The 15,360-nt window shown below is 38.7% G+C and carries 15 protein-coding genes; 4 read left to right on the forward strand and 11 right to left on the reverse strand.

The window, feature by feature from the left end; translation table 11 throughout:
- Window positions 1–64: 64 nt before the first annotated feature.
- The 7 genes from GQR53_RS17385 to GQR53_RS17415 form a co-directional block, all read right to left on the reverse strand.
- Window positions 65–766, reverse strand: coding sequence for a TorF family putative porin (locus tag GQR53_RS17385; RefSeq protein ID WP_024603578.1), 702 nt, complete (start codon window positions 764–766; stop codon window positions 65–67).
- A 9-nt stretch (window positions 767–775) separates the two neighbouring features.
- A complete protein-coding gene (locus tag GQR53_RS17390) occupies window positions 776–1,993 on the reverse strand; it encodes a BCCT family transporter (protein ID WP_165744717.1) in 1,218 nt (405 codons plus the stop codon).
- Between the two features lie 158 nt (window positions 1,994–2,151).
- Window positions 2,152–3,819 (reverse strand): choline dehydrogenase, encoded by a 1,668-nt coding sequence (gene betA / locus GQR53_RS17395; RefSeq protein ID WP_165744719.1) that lies wholly within the window; start codon window positions 3,817–3,819, stop codon window positions 2,152–2,154.
- A gap of 11 nt (window positions 3,820–3,830) precedes the next feature.
- On the reverse strand, window positions 3,831–5,294 hold the full coding sequence (gene betB / locus GQR53_RS17400) for a betaine-aldehyde dehydrogenase (RefSeq protein WP_002958619.1): 1,464 nt from the start codon (window positions 5,292–5,294) through the stop codon (window positions 3,831–3,833).
- A 1-nt stretch (window position 5,295) separates the two neighbouring features.
- Window positions 5,296–5,871: a transcriptional regulator BetI gene (betI, locus tag GQR53_RS17405; protein WP_010553010.1), complete on the reverse strand. Its 576-nt coding sequence runs from the start codon at window positions 5,869–5,871 to the stop codon at window positions 5,296–5,298.
- A gap of 408 nt (window positions 5,872–6,279) precedes the next feature.
- On the reverse strand, window positions 6,280–6,585 hold the full coding sequence (locus GQR53_RS17410; protein ID WP_002958617.1) for a hypothetical protein: 306 nt from the start codon (window positions 6,583–6,585) through the stop codon (window positions 6,280–6,282).
- A complete protein-coding gene (locus GQR53_RS17415) occupies window positions 6,585–6,842 on the reverse strand; it encodes a DUF3081 domain-containing protein (RefSeq protein WP_008169639.1) in 258 nt (85 codons plus the stop codon). Before GQR53_RS17415 ends, GQR53_RS17410 begins: the two co-directional genes overlap by 1 nt.
- Window positions 6,843–6,988: 146 nt before the next feature.
- Here GQR53_RS17415 and GQR53_RS17420 point away from each other — a divergent pair, with 146 nt between their 5' ends.
- Complete coding sequence (locus tag GQR53_RS17420) at window positions 6,989–8,269, forward strand: flavohemoglobin expression-modulating QEGLA motif protein (RefSeq protein WP_002958615.1); 1,281 nt, start codon at window positions 6,989–6,991, stop codon at window positions 8,267–8,269.
- A gap of 71 nt (window positions 8,270–8,340) precedes the next feature.
- Here the strand turns inward: GQR53_RS17420 and GQR53_RS17425 are convergent, their stop codons facing one another.
- The 4 genes from GQR53_RS17425 to GQR53_RS17440 are packed head-to-tail and all read right to left on the reverse strand — an operon-like array spanning window position 8,341 to window position 12,944.
- Window positions 8,341–9,144: a DUF1338 domain-containing protein gene (locus tag GQR53_RS17425; protein WP_165744721.1), complete on the reverse strand. Its 804-nt coding sequence runs from the start codon at window positions 9,142–9,144 to the stop codon at window positions 8,341–8,343.
- A gap of 35 nt (window positions 9,145–9,179) precedes the next feature.
- Window positions 9,180–10,646: a succinylglutamate-semialdehyde dehydrogenase gene (gene astD, locus GQR53_RS17430; RefSeq protein WP_165744723.1), complete on the reverse strand. Its 1,467-nt coding sequence runs from the start codon at window positions 10,644–10,646 to the stop codon at window positions 9,180–9,182.
- A 7-nt stretch (window positions 10,647–10,653) separates the two neighbouring features.
- Complete coding sequence (gene astA / locus GQR53_RS17435; RefSeq protein WP_138490431.1) at window positions 10,654–11,688, reverse strand: arginine N-succinyltransferase; 1,035 nt, start codon at window positions 11,686–11,688, stop codon at window positions 10,654–10,656.
- 50 nt (window positions 11,689–11,738) lie between these two features.
- Entirely contained in the window at window positions 11,739–12,944 is a 1,206-nt protein-coding gene (locus GQR53_RS17440; protein ID WP_165744725.1) for an aspartate aminotransferase family protein, read from the reverse strand.
- Window positions 12,945–13,138: 194 nt separating this feature from the next.
- On the opposite strand from GQR53_RS17440, the gene GQR53_RS17445 reads away from it, so the two are divergent.
- The 3 genes from GQR53_RS17445 (at window position 13,139) to GQR53_RS21360 (ending at window position 15,254) form a co-directional block, all read left to right on the forward strand.
- Complete coding sequence (locus tag GQR53_RS17445) at window positions 13,139–13,567, forward strand: Lrp/AsnC family transcriptional regulator (protein WP_002958609.1); 429 nt, start codon at window positions 13,139–13,141, stop codon at window positions 13,565–13,567.
- A 518-nt stretch (window positions 13,568–14,085) separates the two neighbouring features.
- Window positions 14,086–14,787: a hypothetical protein gene (locus GQR53_RS21355; RefSeq protein WP_231620004.1), complete on the forward strand. Its 702-nt coding sequence runs from the start codon at window positions 14,086–14,088 to the stop codon at window positions 14,785–14,787.
- Window positions 14,788–14,834: 47 nt separating this feature from the next.
- Window positions 14,835–15,254 (forward strand): cache domain-containing protein, encoded by a 420-nt coding sequence (locus GQR53_RS21360; protein ID WP_231620005.1) that lies wholly within the window; start codon window positions 14,835–14,837, stop codon window positions 15,252–15,254.
- Window positions 15,255–15,360 lie beyond the last annotated feature (106 nt).

The raw sequence follows: 15,360 nt of genomic DNA on the forward strand, positions 1-15,360 counted from the left end.
TTTTACAAATAAAAATGCCACTCTAAATAGAGTGGCATTTTTTGTTTAATAAGTAATTATTGTATTAAAGATCAAATGTGCGTGAAACAGCAAGTACAATACGCTCATCAGCATAATCGTAATCTAAGCTAGTGTTTTCAGCAGCCACTTCAATACCAAAACCTTCGTAGCTTGTTTGATAAGCTAGGCGGTAGTGCTTGTACGATTTTTTCTGGTTTGTATCCCAAGCCCACTTTTCACCATCAAGTGAGTTTGAAATATCAAAACTTGCACGTAGTGCGTGATTTGGAGCTAGTTCATAAGTGTGAGCAACCATTGAAATTACATGACCCGCACCTGTTCCAAAGTAATCCCAGCTATACCAAAAGTTAAGCTCAGTTTGGCCGTATTCACTTGCATAACCAAACTTAGTGTAAGCTTCAGCGTAGTTACCGTCACTGTTATTACCTTGATAAGTGTAATAAGCAATACCGTAATCAACGCTAAATTGCTCATCAAGTTGTACATATTTACCTAAGTAAGCATCAAGCTCAAAATCAGTGTCGTCACCAAAATCTACGTTTGAAGCCCAAACACCAGCGTAAACACCACTATCAAAGGCATAATCTAAGCTGCCTTGAATTGCAGGGTCGCTATCGGTCTGTGTTACACCATTAAAAGTGTAGTCAGACGCCGCAGTGATTGTTGTTGACCAATCAGCTGCTGCAGTTGTTGATAAAAGTGCAAATGGTAGTGCTACTACAAGTTGTTTTAGTTTGTTATTCATTATTAATCTCTAGTGTACTGTGTCTATTTTTGTGTAATCAATTGCGTTTGCTTTTGGTGAGCTATCTATATTCGTTACTGTTTTAAATTTACTGTAACCAATAAAAGCTGCACAGATAAAGAACAAGCCAATAACTAATGCGCCTACCCACTGAATTTGTAAAAATTCTAATTTAAACAATAGTGTAAGTAATGATAGAGCAACAACATTTCCGATTATGTATTTCATTTTGCCAAAACGCTTTACGGTAAAGTTTAGGTTATCTGTATATAAACGCACTAACGAATCAAGTGAGTTAATTACAAATACAATACCTACAAATACCATAGCGAAGTTTTTAATACCTTGAGTTGGGATGCCCGCTTCATGGTAGTGATAAAGTACGCTAAACCAAATCGCAATAGGAATAGAAGGGAAAATCAACATTGCAGCTAATACTTGGTATGTTTTAAGTCCACCAACAAAGCGTGATGTAAATTGACCAATCATTATGCTCCACGCAAACCACCAGAATAAGTAAAACTCATGGTAATCATTAAGCGGTAAAACAAATTCATTAATGTTTGCAAAGTAAGTACCAATAGAACCTAAGTTATCTGTAAATGCTGACATTTGACTATCACCTATTACAAATGCGCCAGCCCACATAAAGGCGATTAAGGCTAAGAATAACCACGTAGTAGAGATACTTAAAATACGTACATATTTAATGTCAGTACTTGAGTACACAGCAAAACAAATAGCCGCGAATACAATTAAATAAAACTCAGAAACTATACTTGTTCCATCGCCTAATACGGGTAAATACCATGGTAGGTTTGTAAGCAGTAAATAAGCGGTAAATGCACATGTACCAATAATTACAACGTTATTGATAAATTTAACCCAAGGAATTTCGAAAAATTTCACTTTAGGTTCTATTACACAGAAATAAAAGCACGTAAGAAAGTAAAATCCCCAGATCAAAAATCCCCAGTAGCCAAACTCAATAGCCAGTGGATTTGCAAACGCGTATTCTGGGCTTGCTTTTATGTCTGCATAACCTGCAAACTCAGTTAAAGGAAACATAATTAGGCCAACATCAAGGCCAGAAGTAAATAGTATTGCTATAAACGTAAAGGTTCTAACTGGTGTTACACCTACTACGCGAACATTACCCCATTTAATTAAAATAGTGATAATAGCAAGTAAGGTAAAAATGATGCCTGCATTAAGCCAAATAGTCATTGTTACCCTCCAATAATGAATAAAAATAATTCATAAGCACTCCGTATTTTATTGTTTTATTCTCGCATTAACACAACGTAACCTATTTACATCGTGTGCCACTGCAAGGCACGCAACGGTTTAGCCCTACGAGGCTAAACCTGAGCATGTGGCTAAAATTAGATCTCCGAGCTACGTTGTGTTTCTTGCCAATCTGTTGTTATGGCAACATTCACATCCGATTTCTGTAATGGTTCTTTACCTAAAATTATGTCAGCTGCTTTTTCAGCAACCATAATAGTAGGCGCATTTAAGTTTCCGTTAGGAACTGTTGGGAATATAGATGAGTCAACAACACGTAGTCCTTCAATACCATGTACTTGCGTATTTGAATTAACAACGGCCATATCATCTTCACCCATTTTGCATGAGCAAGAAGGGTGGTAGGCACTTTCTACGGCTTGGCGTACAAAGGCATCTATTTCTTCATCTGTTTGAATATGTTTACCTGGTTGAATTTCTTCATCGCGGTATTCATCAAAGGCACTTTGTTCGATTATGTCGCGTGTTAAGCGAACGCACGCTCTAAAGCCTTCAATATCGTCTTGGTGTTCAAGGTAATTAAATAAAATGGTTGGTGGTTGCTCAGGGTTCGCAGAAGCAATAGTGACACTACCGCGACTTTTTGGTTTGTTATGACCCACATGTACCTGAAAACCATGACCTGCAAATGCACTTCTACCATCGTAACGCATAGCCGCTGGTAAAAAGTGATATTGAATATCTGGCCATTCAACACCTGGTTTTGAGCGAATAAACGCACACGATTCAAAATGATTCGTTGCACCTAAACCCGAACGCGTTAATAACCAGCGCGCACCAATCAACCCTTTTGAAACAATGCCTAGTTTGCCGTTAAGCGTGATAGGTTGCTTACACTTGTATTGAAAGTAAAACTCAAGATGATCTTGTAAGTTTTGACCTACACCTGGTAGATGATGCTGTACTTCAACGCCTGCTTTTTCAAGCGATTGAGTATCACCAATACCAGAGAGTTGTAAAATATGTGGAGAGCCGATTGGGCCTGCACTTAATATTACGTCTTTTGCAGCATGTGCTGTTTTAACGTCGCCATTTACTTTGTATTCAATGCCTGTGGCTTTTTTACCATCTAAAATCACGCGCTGTGCTAGTGCACCTGTAATAATTGTTAAATTACTACGCGATTTAACAGGGTCTAAATACTCACGCGAAGCAGAGCTGCGCACGCCGTCTTTTACAGTCATGTGCATTGGGCCAAAACCCTCTTGCTGCGATGCATTATAATCATCTGTAGACGCGTAACCGGCTTGTACACCTGCTTTGATAAAGGTGCGGTAAAGCGGGTTTTTCATTTCGTTGCCGTTATTAACGCCAAGCGGGCCTTTGCCACCACGGTAAGTATTTTCACCAAGATAAAAGCTTTCTGCTTTTTGAAAATACGGTAAACACGATTGGTAATCCCAGCCGTTTGCACCGTGTTGCTGCCATTCGTCAAAATCTTTTGCATGGCCACGTACGTATACCATGCCGTTGATAGATGACGAGCCGCCTAATACTTTGCCTCGAGGACAATGCATTTCACGGTTATCTAAATGAGGCTCGGGCTGGGTATGAAACTGCCATGCGTATTTGTCACTATTCATAGGAATAGATAACGCGGTTGGCATTTTTATAAAAATACTTTTATCGCTACCGCCAGTTTCTAGTAGTAACACGCGGTTACTTGAATCTTCAGATAAGCGGTTTGCTAAAACACAGCCCGCCGAACCCGCGCCAACAATAATATAGTCGTAATGATTACTCATAGTAAGGCGCCTTAAAATGGGCTTTCTATGTCGGCCATACCAACATAAATAGACTTAGTTTGCGTGTATTGATCAAGAGTTTGTATACCATTTTCACGGCCAATGCCCGATTGTTTATAACCGCCAACTGGCATTTCAGCAGGTGAGTTACCGTATGCATTAATCCAACAAATACCAGCTTGTAACTTATGAATAACGCGGTGCGCACGTTTAATATCGCTAGTAAATACGCCTGCGGCCAAGCCTAGGTGGGTTGCGTTAGCGCGTGCAATAACATCGTCTTCGTCGTCAAAAACAAGCACGCTCATTACAGGGCCAAATATTTCTTCTTTAACGATTGTCATATCGTCGTTGCAATCAATGAACACAGTTGGTGCTACAAAATAGCCATTAGGTGCAGATTCAGGTGAAAGCGTTGTACCACCAGTTAATAGAGTTGCACCTTCTTCGATGCCTTTATTAACGTAGCTCATCACTAGTTCTTGGTGCTTTTTAGAGATAAGTGCGCCAAAGTTAGTATTTAAATCTTGTGGGTCGCCAGCAATAATATTTTTCTCAGTGCGCGCTTTAAGCTCATCAATAAACTGCTGATATACATTTTTATGAACGTAAATACGTGTACAGTTAGTACAAATTTCGCCTTGCGTATAAAAGTTACCTAACATAGCAGCGCTAACTGCTTGCTCAATGTTGGCATCATCAAATACTAATAGCGGAGATTTGCCACCAAGTTCCATCGTGACATCTTTTAATGTACCGGCAGCACTTGCTACTACTTTTTTACCTGTGCCCACTTCACCCGTAAACGATACTTTATCAATATCGCTATGCTGCGTTAGCCACTGGCCTACATCGCCCGCGCCTTGAACAACATTAAACACACCTGCAGGCACACCAGCTTCAACAAACACTTCTGCAAGTTTAATAGCGCCAAGTGGTGTTTCTTCAGATGGTTTGAATATAAATGCATTACCAGCTGCAAGGGCAGGGCCCGACTTCCAACATGCAATTTGTAGTGGGTAGTTCCATGCACCAATACCCGCACAAATACCTAATGGCTCTTTGCGTGTGTAGTAAAAGTCATCACCAACCATTTGTTGTTGGCCTACTTGTGCTGGCGCAAGACCTGCAAAGTATTCAATTACATCAGCGCCGGTTTCAATATCAACACAATTTGCTTCTTGCATTGGTTTACCCGTGTCGAGTACTTCTACAAGTGCTAACTCATCGTTGCGCTCGCGTAAAATAGCCACTGCTTTTAATAAAATACGACTACGTTCAATAGGTGTCATTGCTGACCACTGCGCAAAACCTTGCTTAGCACTGGCAATGGCTGCGTTTTGAATAAATTCGTCGGCAATTTCTACTGCGTAAATAACCTCACCCGTTGCTGGGTTTGTTACATCAAATGTTTTGCCGCTCTGGTTTGCTAGAAAATGGCCGTTAATGAAATTTTGATAGACAGGTGTAGTCACGCTAGGCTCCATATTGCTTGATAAGTGAAAGTACATAGCTTTTTGCTAACTTTTCACTGTGTTTAAACTGATTATTGTCTGATTTACTCAGTACTGCTCTTAACCATAGGCCATCGATCATCGCGGCGCTAAGTTCTGCAGCTTGCTTTGCTTGCTCAATAGGCATTAATTGCTTAAAAGAAAATGCTAAATTACTTTGCAAGCGTTTACTGTTTACGTTTTGTAGTCTGTGTAATTCTTCATCATGCATCGATTGCGCCCAAAAACTTAACCACGTTCGGGTTGTATCATTACGCTGTTGTACAAGCGCAAAGTTGGCTTCGATAATAATCATTAAACGTTCAATGGCATTCGTTTGGTTATTTACTTTACTTATCAAGCCTTGTTTTAAGCTTGTTAGTAAGTATCTAACAGTGGCTTCAATTAACCCCTGCTTACCACCAAAATAATGACTAATAATGCCTGACGATAAACCGGCATTTTTACTAATGCTGTTTATAGTTGTGCCTTGTAGTCCATTAGTTGCAACTGACTCTATAGTCGCGTCAATTAGCTGCTGACGTCTGACAGGTTCCATTCCGACTTTAGGCATAATTTTTATTAATTGAACGTTCAATAAAGATAAGCTTAAGGTAATAGCTCTAACAATTCAAGGCTGAAGTAAATATCTAGATGCCAAAATGTAGATTAATCATTAATAAAAGCGAAACTAATGCGATAAAGAAGATAAGGTTTTACTTTGTTTTATTTTATTTAAAACAAGGGCTTGTGAATTTAATTTTGAAATTAAATAATAGTAATGATTTGTTTACAGCAATAAATGAATAAAATGTCAAAAAACCATTAGAGCAATAATAGTTAGAGTACTAATAGTATTATTTTGATACAAAAGCGCACTAAACCTGCAATTGCTTAGTGCTCTAATAAATTTATATAGAGAGTAAAATTTGTGGTTTTATCGTTTTAAAGCGGTTGGTATTGAAGGTCAGGCATTATTAATAACGCCTTTAAAAAGTAGGGGGTAACGTCTTAGTCTATTGCCAATGTAGTCATCAGCTAAAATTTGCTGGCAAATGAAATCAATATCTTTGCTTGCTTCAAATACCCAATCAAAGCGCTCTATAGCCAGTAAAAAACCACGCTTTAAATGAGTTTGAGAACGGTACTGTTCTAGGTTGTCTTGAATAATAGAGACTTTACTTGGATTAGCTTTAAGCTCTTCTACTACTTGATTAATAAAAGTAGTATTGAGCTTACTGGTCGGGCGGTGTCTTAGTTTTCGTGGGTGCATTAGCTCTCGTTTGCAATGTTATATAATTTTTTCAAAAAGTCGTCTTTATGCTTTTCATGTTCGTAGTCAAGGTGGTAAGTATTATGAAAACCAAAACGCAGTTCTACGCCGCTACCTTGTAGATATACGGTGTAACCGTCTACGTCTGAATATGCAGTAACTCCCTGATAATGTTTGCCTTCATCAGTCATTTCACCTTTTTGAATTATGCGTTCATATACGGCTAAAATCTGTTTATTGTCGAGTTCGTTTTTCATGTTTTATACCTTTTATTAAAAAGCTAATACGATATAGATATGAGGGTCGATCATCTTAAAAACAATAGCTAAAAAAGTGTGATATTACTTTGTAATTTCGCTTTTTTAAATTATGCTCAAAACTCATTTATTGTTGAGCTTAGAGCATGATAGACAAGGCGTTACTACTAAAAACTCGTGAGTTATCGGATCAATTAATTGCATTGCAAACGCCAATTAGGATACTCGATGCTATTAATTGGGATAAACAAACTAAAGAGGAGTTTTTTAGACAAAAATGTCAAAAAAATCCACTGATCGATCGTGCATACTATCAACAGCGCGATCTTGGTTTTGTACCTAGCGAGTTACGCCAAGCGTTTTCTACTTTGCACCGTAACATTATTAACCAATTGGGGCAGTTAAATCCCATAGCTCAATACATGGGAAAAATGTGCACAGAGTATAAAACAGTATTAAGTATGCTTGAGTATCGTGGAACGCCAGAGTTTCATGACTTATCGGTGGAGTTATTTGGTCACCCTAAAGATTTATTTCATGCCGGTGAGCCCTCACTTTCTGAGCTAGCTAATATGCTAGATAAACCGCTGCAAAATTTACTTATAGCCGACATACTGCCTGACGACCCTAAAAATATTGATGCTGTTGATGCAGTGCGTATTTTGTCTGAGCAAGTAACCGCTAGTATGGCAGGCATAAACGTAGAGGTAATGCTTAGCGATGGTATTGTTAGTGATGCAGCCGCAGGTGCTAATAATATAAAGCTTAATCAAGATGTTAAGTTTTCGCAGCGTGAACTTGATATCTTAGAAGTTCACGAAGGGTGGATACACGTAGGTACCACTCAAAATGGTTTAGCACAGCCGTATTTAACATGTTTAAGTAAAGGCACACCTAGCTCCACTATTACCCAAGAAGGCTTAGCGGTCCTTACCGAAATTATTACATTAAAATCGACCCCAAGGCGTTTATCTAAATTAGTAAATCGTATTCAAGCTGTTACAAAGGTAATTGATGGTGCTGAGTTTGTAGATATTTACCGTGATTACGTAGCGCAGGGTTTATCAAAAGATGACAGTTACACATTAGCGCAGCGTGTATTTAGAGGCAGTACGCCAACAGGTTTGCCTTTTACAAAAGATATTGCCTACATTAAAGGCTTTGTATTGGTTTATAACTTAATACGCGTTGCAATACAGCTTGGTCGAATAGATAGACTCCCTTTATTACTGGTAGGTAAAATATCAATAGATGATTTTAGATTAATATCGCAGCTTCATGATTTAGGTGTAATAGAGAGTCCACAATTTGTGCCACCACACTTTAAAGATTTACGCGGTTTGGCAACTTGGTTGAGCTTCGGTCGTTTTATTGGCGACTTGTCGTTTGAAAAGTTAGAAAACGATTATAAACCGTTATTTTTATAATTAATCAACATAACTTACCGACATAAAAAAAGCCCATAACGGGCTTTTTAAATAAAGTACTTTAGGTTTTGCTATCGAGCGTTGGTGCTTTCAAATATTTTGTCAGCTGAGGCTGCAACAAAACCAGTATAAAGCTCACCGTCGGCTTTAGGGTAACGAATAGCAAACTCATAAAAACAGCTAGGGATGCTCATATCACCGTCACTAAAGGTAACAGAGTATTCATCAGCAAGTGTTGACGATTGCTCTAGTAACACCTCTGGTGAGCCTTTAACTTCGCCGCCTGACGTATTAAGCGAAAAGCCAGCATCTTTTAGGGCTTGGTTAACATCATGAATGTTATCAAACTTAGCAAGCGTATTAATATTTACGGTAAAGTGATTGGCGCGGTAGCCCCACGCCGACATCCACGCTGCATATTCGCTTTCAGCTAGCAGTTGTTTGTAAGTATCGGTGCTTACTTGCCAATGCGTGCCTGAATATAAAAAGTTGTCTGCTGTAACTGCACTTTCGTCAATTTGACTTACCATATCTGTCACGATGGCTTGTAACTCTGGCGAGCATTTTTCTACTAATAGTTCAGAGATAAATACTTTTGGCTGATTAGGATCGCTATGCTCATAGTGTTTTGCGTAAAGTTTTTTAGCTTCAAAGTGGTACTCACTACATTCTTTGTAACCAATTGCTAAAAAGTGAGCGGCGAGCTTTTCAAGACTCACTTTTTCTATATTAAATGTACGCAGCGCAATATGATCGTTAATGATGTCATCTTTTTGCGTTGAACCTAAAAGGTCATGAATTTTATCTGCCGATGGAGTTACGTTTAAATAGTTTTCCCAAAGGTTCTCAAATAATGTATTTACATCAGTATGCATGTTAAGTCCTTAAATCTAAAATTTGGTTTTATTGCTTATTCAATTACTAAGCCCGGCGCTAGGGTTTGCGGTAAGCTCACTTTGTCTGACTCCACAGATGCTACAGGATATGCGCAATAATCGGCGGCATAGTATGCACTTGCTCTGTGATTACCACTGGCGCCAATACCGCCAAATGGAGCTGCACTAGAGGCACCCGTAATAGGGCGGTTCCAGTTAACAATACCGGCACGAATGCGCTTTAAAAAGTGAGTGTAGTCATCTTCACTGTCGCTAAGTAAACCTGCAGATAAACCAAAGCTTGTGTTGTTAGCTTCAATAATTGCGCTGTCAAAGTCGGTATAACGATACACTTTAATTAGCGGTCCAAAATGCTCTTCATCTGGCATGTCAGTAATGCTTGTTACATCAATAATACCCGGGCTTACAAAACCTGTGCCTGGTTTTAATTGCTTAAGTTCAACAAGGATTTGTGCACCTTTTGAGACTAATTCACTTTGCGCGGCAACCATACCCAGTGCTGCTTTTTCGCTTATCATTGCACCCATAAAAGGCTGCTCTGTAGCAAAACTGTCGTCTACAACTATGTTTTTAGTTGCGCTTATTAGCTTTTCTAAAATAGCATCGCCGTTAGCTGATTTTTCAATAAATAAGCGACGTGCACACGTACAACGTTGGCCTGAGGTAATAAAGCCTGATTGAATAATATCGTGCACAGAAGCGCTTACATCACTCACATCTTTTACAATAAGAGGATTATTGCCGCCCATTTCAAGTGCTAAAATTTTGCCAGGGTGTCCTGCAAACTGTTTATGTAATAAGTGGCCTGTGTTTGAGCTACCGGTAAAAAACAAGCCATCTATATCTTTATGAGAAGCAAGCGCTTTACCTGTTTCAATCTCACCTTGGACAAGGTTAATAACCCCCGCTGGCAAACCTGCTTTTAACCAAAGTGAGAGGGTAAATTCTGCAACGTGCGGAGTCAATTCTGATGGCTTAAATACAACGGTATTACCGGCTAAAATTGCAGGAACAATATGCCCGTTTGGTAAATGCCCCGGAAAGTTATACGGGCCAAAAATACCCACAACGCCATGCGGTTTGTGTCTAATAAACGCTTTAGCACCGGGCATTGGGTTTTCAGTTGTACCTGTACGCTCATGGTACGCTTTTACAGATATAGCTACTTTGCCTGTCATTGCGCCCACTTCGGTGCGGGTTTCCCATAATGGCTTACCCGTTTCGCGTGCAATAATAGTAGCAAATTCTTCGCTGTGTTCTTTTAATTGTGCTGCGAAGTTTTCTAAAATGGCGATACGCTCTTCAAGCGGTTTGTCTGCCCATTGTAATTGCGCAGCTCTGGCTGCTTTTATAGCAGAATCTACTTGCTGGGCGTTTGCGCCATTACCTTGCCATACAACATCGCCATTACTTGGATTGATTGACTCAAATGCTGGACCAAGTCCCACATGCCACTGATTATTAATTAGGTGTGTATTCATAAATTATTTACAGGCGGAAAAATCGCGCTGCATCTCCTTGGCTTAAATTAAGCGCATTAGCCACATCTTGGCTAATGACGAGGGTATGTTTTGCATGATTGTAATGTGCTTCTTTGGTAAATGTTGCTCTAAAGCCACTTACGCCTTGATTACATACAGCCAGCGTATCAGAGCTATTTTGTGATATGTGATCAAGCTCGCCAATCGTAACAGGGCAAACTTGAGAGTCGCGAATGCTGCGAATATTACCAAGCTTTGCTTCAACTGTTGGGCCTGCATCAAATAAGTCAACGTAGCCTCTGTGCTCAAAACCTTCTTTTTCTAATAGTTTTAGCGCAGGTTTTGTTTTTTCATGCACATGCCCAATCACTGCTTGGGCTTTTTTACTAAGCAAGTTCACATAAATAGGGTATTTAGGCATTAACTCGCTAATAAACACCTTATCGCCTAAGCCAACTAAGTGGTCCGCTTGTGGAAATTCGATACTAAAAAAGTGCTCTTGTAGCCATTGCCAAAAAGGAGAATGACCGTCTTCGTCGCTAACACCGCGCATTTCTGCGATAACAGTATCGGCAAAACGCTCGCTATGTTGAGCCATAAACAAAAAGCGTGAACGAGATAAAAATCGACCCGTTAGGCCTTTACGGCTATTTTCGCGCAAAAATAATGTGCATATTTCTGAGCAACCAGTGTAGTCGTTACACATGCTTAAAATATCAACGGTGTTATATACATTTAAAGTAGGCGAGTGGTGTACTGTTTTACCCAAATGATAATGATATAAAGGCACCGATAAACCTACTGCGGCTTCTATAGCGGTTGTGCCAATAACGTCACCTGTTTCACTGTCTTCTAAAACAAATAAATAGCTTTCATCAAGTGGCTGGTTAATGTTTTTGGCAAAGCTTTTTTCAGCACGTTCAATTTTTTCTTTAAGCTGTGTATCGTCCACAGGTAAAGAGGTAAACCCATGACCGGATTCAATCGCTATTTGTTTAAGCGCGTCAAAATCATTGGCAGTAATAGGACGTAATACTTGCATTTATTGCTTGCTCCAATAGCACGCCAGTAGGCGTGCTAATTTAAACTATATTAACCGTTTACTACGTCGCTAACGGCTTTTTCAAAGCGCGCTAAGCCTTCTTTAATATCTTCAAACGGAATAATTAAAGACGGTGTAAAACGAATTACATTCATACCCGCTACAAGATTCATCAAACCATTATTAGCACTGGCTACTAAAAAGTCGCGTGCGCGGCCTTCAAATTTGTCATTTAGTACTGCGCCAATTAATAAGCCTTTACCACGTACTTCGCTAAATACGTTGTATTTTTCATTAATTGCGTTTAATCCGTCACGGAATAATTGCTCGCGCTCTTTAACACCGTTTAGTACGTCTGGTGTATTTACTGTATCAAATGCCGCTTCGGCCACAGCACAAGCAAGTGCGTTTCCGCCATAAGTAGAACCGTGAGTACCAATTTTTAAATGCTCAGCAATAGGTGTACGAGTGATCATAGCGCCAATTGGAAAACCACCACCCAATGCTTTTGCCGTTGTTAAAATGTCAGGAACAACCCCTAAACCTTCATAAGCGTATAAATCGCCTGTGCGGCCAACACCCGTTTGTACTTCATCAAAAATAAGTAACGCGTTATGTTTAGTACAAAGTTCACGTACTTTTTTAGCAAATTCATCTGTTGGTGAAATAATACCGCCTTCACCTTGTAATGGTTCCATCATAACAGCACATGTTTTATTGCTGATCAGCGCTTCAAATGCCGCTATATCGTTAAAATCACAATGTACTATGTCAGCAGGTTTTGGACCAAAGCCATCTGAATAAGCCGCTTGCCCGCCCACAGTTACTGTAAAGAATGTGCGACCATGAAAACCTTTATTAAATGCAATAATTTGCGTTTTTTCAACGCCATATACGTCCAATGCATAACGACGAGCTAACTTAAGCGCGGCTTCGTTTGCTTCTGCGCCTGAGTTTGCAAAGTAAACTTTATCAGCAAATGTTGCTTCAACCATTTTTTGAGCTAAACGAAGTGCTGGCTCATTAGTCATAACATTTGATAAATGCCAAATTTTTTCGCCTTGCTCTTTTAATGCTTTAACTAATGCAGGATGACAGTGACCCAAACAGTTAACGGCAATACCACCGGCAAAATCAATGAACTCATTGTTATTTTGATCCCAAACGCGTGAACCTTCACCACGAACAGGGATAATTGCTGATGGGTTATAGTTTGGTACCATTACGTCGTTAAATAAGTCTCTTGTTACTTGCATTTTTACACCTAAATTTAATGGGCTTAGATAAAAGATTAGTTGCTAACTCAAAGAAGAATATAGCCTTTATTCTTCAGCAAACACGTTATTATTCCTGTTAGGTGCCATTATCGAAGGTTAGCAGTGAAAATTGCAGTGCTATTTTGTGAAAAATGATTAAAATAAAAGTCAAAATAACGAAGAAAATTACCATTATGATAACTCCACAAGATGAAAAGCTACTTTCTGTACTAAAAACAAATGCAAGAGCGAGTATTTCTGATCTTGCGCGAATGCTTGACTTATCTCGTTCAACAGTACAAAGCCGAATGCTCAAATTAGAAGAAACCGGTGTGATTAAAGGTTACAGCGTTGATTACGGTGACGACTACCTTAGTAAAATGGTATCAGCTCATGTGTCTATAAAAGTAAGACAAAAATTAACGACTAAAACAAACATTGAGCTCAAGCAAATTGATGCTATTTCACAGCTATATGCCATAAGTGGTGAGTTTGATTTAATTGCTGTAGTACAAGCTCAAAATTTAGAACAGCTTAGTCATTTGTTAGACGATATAGGAAATCTTGATGGGGTGGAGCGCACAACATCTTCTGTTATTTTAGAAACTAAATTTAAGCGCTAGAGTTGGGTAGTTCCTTTGTTTTTAGTCGTTAAGTGAAGACTCGGTATACCTTAGGTCAATAATAAAAAGGCTAGGGTCTGTTGAACCTTCAAGGTTAAATTAACAGCCCCCAAAAGGTTCTTCCTAGGCGCTATTTTCTCTTGGTTGCCTACATAGATGTAGGGTAGGGGCGTGAGCAGGGCGCGGAAGCATTGCTAGGTTTTTACTTATTCTTACATGGATATAAGCAATTAGATTAACGCAGGAGCAGTTATCGAGCACACTAGGTTATAAATCTTGCGCCGCAATTAAATAGCGCCTAGTGTGAGCAAATTTTTATCCGCAATGATAAACAGACCCTAGATATAAATGCATTAATTTAAATGTTTAAGCGTGCTTTTTATAAGTTAATAGCAATAAATCATAGGTTTAAATATTGAAGCCATTGATAAGGTACAAAATTTTGTAAGGAAAATTTATACTTTTTTAATAAGCATGACTATACTTATTTTAATTTGTACAATATTTAGCAATGGATTATGCCCGTATATCTTTTTACTCTTTTGTTAGGTTTAACTGAGCCTCTCCAGTTTGGGACAAACTTACCCACCACAGCACCTAATAATGCAGTCAACCAAGTCGAGTGTATTTTATTTGAAATGGGAGCTCCTTTCCAGCTACAAACCTTGCCATGGTTACGTGCTCGTAGAGAAGTAAAGTTAGAGCGCTTAGATGGATATTTCACAACCCATTTAATGCCTGAAATGAAAGCTTATGGACGTATATCATCCCCCATTTTTTTAGAAAGCTGGTACTGGTTTACTCACCCAGAGAGCATTAATAAATCAAAAAATAAAATGCTTTATGGTGCAGTAAGAGGAAGTTATCAAGCAAATTGGTTTAAAACTCAAAATATTATTGCTGAGGTAGAAGTAAATTCATTAGAAGAAATAGTAAATGTAATGCACCATAAACGGATTGATAGAATCCTACTTGATTTAGATGATTTTGAATTAGCAGCCTCTAAGCTAGGGATTAATAAAGACGAGTACCAAAAAGAATTTTTTAGATATGTACCTTTGGGATTATTTGCTTCGCATTCACTTATCAAACGCCTTCCTGAATTTATGCAGCAGTTCGATGAAAATATAAATACTTGTGCGCAAGCTCCATTTTCACTATCAAAAAGTGAAAAAAGCAAATACTTGATAGGCTCTACAGTAGCGCTAAAACCTTATTAAACTTACCTAGTTTAGTCGAAGAAGTTCAAATAAGTAATGAGTCTCCTTTGAGTGAGCCTGAAATTAAGAAACGAGACCAGCTTTGGATAAAAGAAAGTAAACACGTTGGGCGTGCTGATGGGTTAACTATGCTTGATTTACCGTTATCTAAGGTATTTAAAAAATGGCAATCGCAGTTTAAAGGTGTTGTTACTGAGCTTATATTGACTGATAGCCAAGGAAAAAATATAGCAATAAGTAAGTTAACAAGTGATTACTGGCAAGGAGATGAAAATAAGTTTTCTAAAATATTTAAACAGTCAAAGGACTATAACTTTGATAGCGTTACATATGATGCATCAACACATCATTTTCAAGTACAGCTAAGTTTTCCTGTTTTAGATGATAATAATAGTCATATTGGAGTGTTGATTTTAGGTGTTGATGTAGAAAAAGCACTCCATTCGTCAAACGAAAAGAGTAACTAACTCGATACCTTTCATAAGTTAGCTAAGCTTTAGAACTTTAGCTTAGCTAACATTATAGAGCCTGTAACGGATTCTGTGTAACTGCCCGTTTTTAGATTTTAAATAT

Source organism: Pseudoalteromonas sp. Z9A6 (assembly GCF_011378805.1).
Classification (GTDB): domain Bacteria; phylum Pseudomonadota; class Gammaproteobacteria; order Enterobacterales; family Alteromonadaceae; genus Pseudoalteromonas; species Pseudoalteromonas distincta.

Excerpts from the sequence above, each read along its gene's own strand:
- betA (WP_165744719.1), bottom strand. The coding sequence starts at position 3,819 with ATGAGTAATCATTACGACTATATTATTGTTGGCGCGGGTTCGGCGGGC.
- GQR53_RS17410 (WP_002958617.1), bottom strand. The coding sequence starts at position 6,585 with ATGCACCCACGAAAACTAAGACACCGCCCGACCAGTAAGCTCAATACT.
- GQR53_RS17420 (WP_002958615.1), top strand. The coding sequence starts at position 6,989 with ATGATAGACAAGGCGTTACTACTAAAAACTCGTGAGTTATCGGATCAA.
- astA (WP_138490431.1), bottom strand. The coding sequence starts at position 11,688 with ATGCAAGTATTACGTCCTATTACTGCCAATGATTTTGACGCGCTTAAA.
- GQR53_RS17415 (WP_008169639.1), bottom strand. The coding sequence starts at position 6,842 with ATGAAAAACGAACTCGACAATAAACAGATTTTAGCCGTATATGAACGC.
- astD (WP_165744723.1), bottom strand. The coding sequence starts at position 10,646 with ATGAATACACACCTAATTAATAATCAGTGGCATGTGGGACTTGGTCCA.
- GQR53_RS17445 (WP_002958609.1), top strand. The coding sequence starts at position 13,139 with ATGATAACTCCACAAGATGAAAAGCTACTTTCTGTACTAAAAACAAAT.
- betI (WP_010553010.1), bottom strand. The coding sequence starts at position 5,871 with ATGGAACCTGTCAGACGTCAGCAGCTAATTGACGCGACTATAGAGTCA.
- GQR53_RS17385 (WP_024603578.1), bottom strand. The coding sequence starts at position 766 with ATGAATAACAAACTAAAACAACTTGTAGTAGCACTACCATTTGCACTT.
- GQR53_RS17425 (WP_165744721.1), bottom strand. The coding sequence starts at position 9,144 with ATGCATACTGATGTAAATACATTATTTGAGAACCTTTGGGAAAACTAT.
- GQR53_RS17390 (WP_165744717.1), bottom strand. The coding sequence starts at position 1,993 with ATGACTATTTGGCTTAATGCAGGCATCATTTTTACCTTACTTGCTATT.
- GQR53_RS21355 (WP_231620004.1), top strand. The coding sequence starts at position 14,086 with ATGCCCGTATATCTTTTTACTCTTTTGTTAGGTTTAACTGAGCCTCTC.
- GQR53_RS17440 (WP_165744725.1), bottom strand. The coding sequence starts at position 12,944 with ATGCAAGTAACAAGAGACTTATTTAACGACGTAATGGTACCAAACTAT.